The 5,258-nt window shown below is 32.2% G+C and carries 4 protein-coding genes; 3 read left to right on the top strand and 1 reads right to left on the bottom strand.

The window, feature by feature from the left end; genetic code table 11:
• Nucleotides 1-1,064 (top strand): ribonuclease Y (gene rny / locus RWN11_RS06885; protein WP_314161012.1); only part of this gene is annotated, 1,064 nt, incomplete at its 5' end.
• A gap of 575 nt (nucleotides 1,065-1,639) precedes the next feature.
• Nucleotides 1,640-2,425 carry a formate/nitrite transporter family protein gene (locus RWN11_RS06890; RefSeq protein ID WP_314161013.1) on the top strand — a complete coding sequence of 262 codons (786 nt, stop codon included), beginning with the start codon at nucleotides 1,640-1,642 and terminating at the stop codon, nucleotides 2,423-2,425.
• A 211-nt stretch (nucleotides 2,426-2,636) separates the two neighbouring features.
• Here the strand turns inward: RWN11_RS06890 and RWN11_RS06895 are convergent, their stop codons facing one another.
• Entirely contained in the window at nucleotides 2,637-3,722 is a 1,086-nt protein-coding gene (locus tag RWN11_RS06895) for a branched-chain amino acid aminotransferase (RefSeq protein WP_314161014.1), read from the bottom strand.
• Nucleotides 3,723-4,013: 291 nt separating this feature from the next.
• On the opposite strand from RWN11_RS06895, the gene RWN11_RS06900 reads away from it, so the two are divergent.
• Nucleotides 4,014-5,192: an aminotransferase class I/II-fold pyridoxal phosphate-dependent enzyme gene (locus RWN11_RS06900; protein WP_314161015.1), complete on the top strand. Its 1,179-nt coding sequence runs from the start codon at nucleotides 4,014-4,016 to the stop codon at nucleotides 5,190-5,192.
• Nucleotides 5,193-5,258: the final 66 nt, after the last annotated feature.

Genomic DNA, 5,258 nt, shown 5'->3' on the forward strand with positions numbered 1-5,258 from the left:
TGGCTAAAGATATGGCAATATATATAAGAAATAAAGAACTAGAGGCGAAAAGCGTCGCTGATAAACGTGCAAAAGAACTTATCGTTCAATCATTGCAACGTTTTGCTACAGATGTAGTAAGTGAAACTACTGTGTCTGTTGTAGATCTTCCAAGTGATGATATGAAAGGTCGTATTATCGGACGTGAAGGAAGAAATATTCGTACTTTAGAAACATTAACAGGTGTAGACTTAATTATTGATGATACTCCGGAAGCGGTTATCCTTTCTGGATATGATCCAATTCGTCGTGAAATTGCTAAAACAGCAATTAAGTCACTTATTGATGATGGGCGTATTCACCCTTCAAAAATTGAGGAAGCTGTTGATAAAGCGCGTAAGAATATTGATCAAGTTATTCGTGATGCAGGAGAACAAGCCACATTTGACCTTGGAATCCATAATATGCATCCTGACTTAGTAAAAATCGTTGGTAAGTTAAAATATAGAACAAGTTATGGTCAAAATGGACTACAACACTCTATGGAAGTAGCGTATATCGCAGGACTTATTGCAGCTGAGTTAGACTTAGATGTTGCAACAGCACGTCGTGCAGGATTGCTTCATGATATTGGGAAAGCACTTGATCATGAAATTGAAGGTTCGCATGTTGAAATTGGTGTAGCATTAGCTCTTAAATATAAAGAGAATGCGATTGTAGTAAATGCAATAGCATCACACCATGGTGATACTGAACCAACACATCCGATTTCTGTTATTGTTGCCACAGCGGATGCACTTTCTGCATCACGTCCAGGGGCTCGAAGAGAGTCATTAGAAAACTATATTAAACGTCTACAAAAACTTGAAGAAATTGCAAATGAACACAAAGGTGTAGAGAAAACATTTGCTATTCAAGCAGGTCGTGAGATTCGTGTAATCGTAAATCCAGAAGAGGTAGATGATACAAAAACTTACAAAATTGCCAAAGAAGTTAAAAATAAAATCGAAGAAACGATGCAATACCCAGGGAACATTAAAGTTAATGTTATTCGTGAGGTTAGAGCAGTTAAGGTTGCAAGATAGTAAATTAAGCGATTGGATATTATCCAATCGCTTTTTTATGTCGAATTATAAAGTCGAGGGTTCGTGTTTTCTGCTAATATTATGGCTGTAATTATATTAATAGATTAGTTTGTAATATTAATGGTAAATTTATAGATGTAGAATAATTGCAATTTTCCAAGCGGAATATTATAAATAGAAACACAGTTTAGTGCTAATAATTTTGAGTTTAATTTGCCTTATAAATTGAACAAATATAATTGTTTTTAGTAAAGTTTTTGGGTTAAAGAACAGTGTTTGTAATTTTATATATCGTGTATAGTGATAAGAATAATTTAAATATTAAAAAATATAAGAAGCGAAGAAAACGCTTTATACACGGTAATTTTATTTATTTATCAATGAATAAATAATAATATCTTTGATAATTTTAACAAAAATTTGAATATAGTACTTTGTTAAATTATATGTATTTTAATAAAATCTGTATTAAAACAGTGTTGAAAAAATATCCTTGTTATTGTATAATCTTTACTGTAGATGTAGAACAATTATTATCTATGTAATTATTATAAATTTTTAAGGAGAGTGTTATTATGACAAACACTGTAGAATCTAAAGTATTTTTAGAACCTCAAGAAGTTTATGAACTTACTATTAAAAAAGGTACTGCTAAAGCAACTGCAGGTCTTAAATATATGTTGAGTTTAGGTTTCTTAGGTGGGGCATTTATCGGGGTAGGATTTTTAGCCTTACTTCGTGTATCAGGATCAATTCCTAAAGAATTTGGCGGAATTGGTGCATTACTTGGAGCATCTGTTTTCCCAATCGGACTTATTTGTATTTTAGTTGGTGGTGGAGAATTAGTTACAGGTAATATGATGGCTGTAACTGTTGCGTGGTTTAATAAGAAAATTAGTTTTAAACTGTTGGCTAAAAACATGGTAGTTATTACATTTGCTAACCTTGTTGGTTCTCTAGTTATTGCTTATTTCTTAGGGCATTTAACTGGTTTAACTGGTGGAGCAATTGCTGCTAAAACTATTTCAGCTGGTGAATCAAAAGTATACTTAACATTCTGGCAAGTATTCTTCTCAGCTGTAGGTTGTAACTGGCTAGTAGGTATGGCAGTATGGTTAAACTTCGCTGCTAAAGATGTAGGTAGTAAAATGTTTGGTGTATGGTTCCCAATTATGACTTTCGTTGCTATTGGATTCCAACACTTGGTTGCGAACATGTTCGCAATCCCAGCTGCAATGTTTGAAGGTGCAAATATCTCAGTTTTACAATTCGTTCAAAACATGGGAACAGTATTTTTAGGTAACTTTGTAGGAGCTGTTACTTTAGTTTCTGCTCTATACACATTTGCTTATAAAAAATAATAATAGAGAAAATTTAAAATCCTTTAAATAACAAAAATGAAGTAGGATATAATTCCATACTTCATTTTTTTGTTAACTTACAAAGTGATATTTGTTAGATTTAGTTTTATATAACAGATTTAAAATAATAGTATATAAATCTTATGAAAAGATAATATAAAAAAGATTCCAAATTACTAAACTTGGAATCTTTAATTTATATTAGTTTATATTAGTCTTCTACTTTTACAACCCAACCAAATTTATCTTCAACTTTCCCTAATTGGATACCTGTAAGTAGGTTGTAGATTTTTTGAGTCCATTCTCCAGGTTTGTTATCAGTGATAAGTTCTAATTTTTTAGTACCATCGAATAATTCACCAACTGGAGCGATTACCGCTGCAGTACCGCATAGGAATACTTCTTCAAGTTTTCCATTATCGTAAGCTTCATATACTTCTTCAAGAGCTAGTTTTCTTTCTTCTACTTTTTCACCTAGTGATTTAAGTAATTCTAATACAGAAGCACGAGTGATACCTGGAAGGATAGAACCATTTAATTCTGGAGTAACAAATGTTCCATCAATTTTGAAGAAGATATTCATAGCCCCACCTTCTTCGATGTATTTTTGTTCAACTCCATCTAGCCATAGTGATTGAGAGTAACCAAGTTCTTGAGCTTTTTTCTGACCTTTTAGAGATCCAGCGTAGTTACCTGCTGTTTTAGCGAATCCGAATCCACCACGAACAGCACGTACGTATTCGTGTTCTACGAAGATTTTGTTTGGTTGTAATCCTGCTTTGAAGTAGCTTCCTGATGGTGATAAGATAATTACGAATTTAACTTCGTTATTTGGGTGTACTCCAAGTGCTTCTTCTGCACCGTATAAGAAAGGTCTAACGTATAGAGAAGTACCTTCAGATTTTGGAATCCATTCTTTATCGATAGAGATTAATTTTTTAAGTGCAGCTAATGCAAATTCTTCATCTAGCTCAGGTAAAGCGATACGGTCTGAAGATTTGTTTAAACGTTTGAAGTTTTGTTCTGGACGGAATAAAACTGCTTCTCCATTGGCATTGTATGCTTTCATACCTTCGAAAACGCTTTGCCCGTAGTGTAATACGTTTAATGCAGGTGACATTGGGATTGGACCATAAGGAACGATTCTTGGATCGTACCACCCTTTATCAGAAGACCAATCCATAACGAACATATGGTCTGTAAAGACTGTACCAAATCCTAATTTATCATCAGGTGTTTTTTCTTTTGGAGTAGATGTAAGTTCTACTCGGATATCATTTACTGTTAATTTTGTCATAGTTATATTTCTCCTTATCTTTTAAAACAATTAATTTTTAATGTGTTAGAGATATTATAATACTAATCAATTGTTTTTTCAATACTTTTCTTTAAATTTTCTGAAATTTTGTATAAAATATCCGATATTTCGTCTTGAAAAGTGATTGAAAATAATTTAAAATGTTATATAGTCATTGTTGATAAATTTGTCTAATATTCTAGATACTAATTTAATTTTTATTGAAAATATGTTACAATATTAGAAATGTTACATTAACAATGTACCTATTATGAAAGAAGGTAGATATATATGGATATAAAAAAAACATTAGAAAACAAATTTAACACATCTTTAGCGAATTTAACAGGATCTCCAATTAGAGAATTTGATGCATTTGCTTCATCAATTGAAGGAATTATTAAGTTAACATTAGGAGAGCCTGATTTTGATACTGCTGAAGAGGTTAAAGAAGCTGCGAAAGTTGCTTTAGATAATAATAGAACACACTACTCGGTAAATAATGGTATTGAGCCATTAAGAGCAGCGTGGGCTAAAAATTTAGAAAAAAGATATAATTTAAAATATAGTTCAGATGAAGTTATCGTAACTATTGGTGCTTCTGCAGCGATAGAACATACTATCTCTGCTGTTACAAACCAAGGGGATACTATTTTAGTAGTAACACCGTACTTCTCAGCGTATGAGGGTGTAGGTATTCTAAATAAATGTAATATTAAATTTATTGATACAGCTGATAATGGCTTTAAAGTTCGTCCAAGTGATTTAGAAAAAGCCTTAGAAGAGAATAAAGATGCAAAAGCAATTTTAATTAACTACCCAAACAATCCAAGTGGTGTTTCTTATACTAGAGAAGAAGTTAAAGAAATTGCTGATGTATTAGGAAAATATGATATTTTTGTGCTTAGTGATGAAATTTATGGAGATATTACATATAACTATAAACACACTTCATTAGCTGAATTTATTCCAGAACAAACAGTTCTAATCAGTGGATTATCAAAATCTCATGCTATGACAGGATGGCGTGTAGGATTTATCGCAGCGCCTCAAGCGATGATTAGAAAGATCGGGGTTTTCCATCTGTTTACAGTATCTGGAGCTCCAACATTTATTCAAGATGCTGCTGTAGTAGCTTTAACAGATGAAAATGTAGATAAATATAATAATCATATGATTGAAACTTATAGAGAAAGAAAAGACTATATGGTTACAAGACTTCGCGAATTAGGTTTTGAAATCCCTGAAATTGATGGAGCATTTTATATCTTTGCCAAAATTCCAGCGGAATATAGAGAACTTGGAGCGATGGAGTTTTGTAAATTATTAGCGAAAGAGGCTCGTGTTGGGGTTATTCCTGGGACGGCATTTGGGAAAGCGTACAATGACTTCTTTAGAATTAGTTATGCAACAAGCATGGAAAATATAAAAGAAGCTGTTGAAAGAATTTCTCAATTTATGAATAAGTAATTACATATAGAAGAAAGGTTATTCAAATGAAAGGTAAATTCATAACAGTAGAAGGTTCAGATGGTT

Origin of the sequence: uncultured Gemella sp., assembly GCF_963519265.1 — a bacterium.
In the GTDB taxonomy this organism is placed as follows: Bacteria; Bacillota; Bacilli; order Staphylococcales; family Gemellaceae; genus Gemella.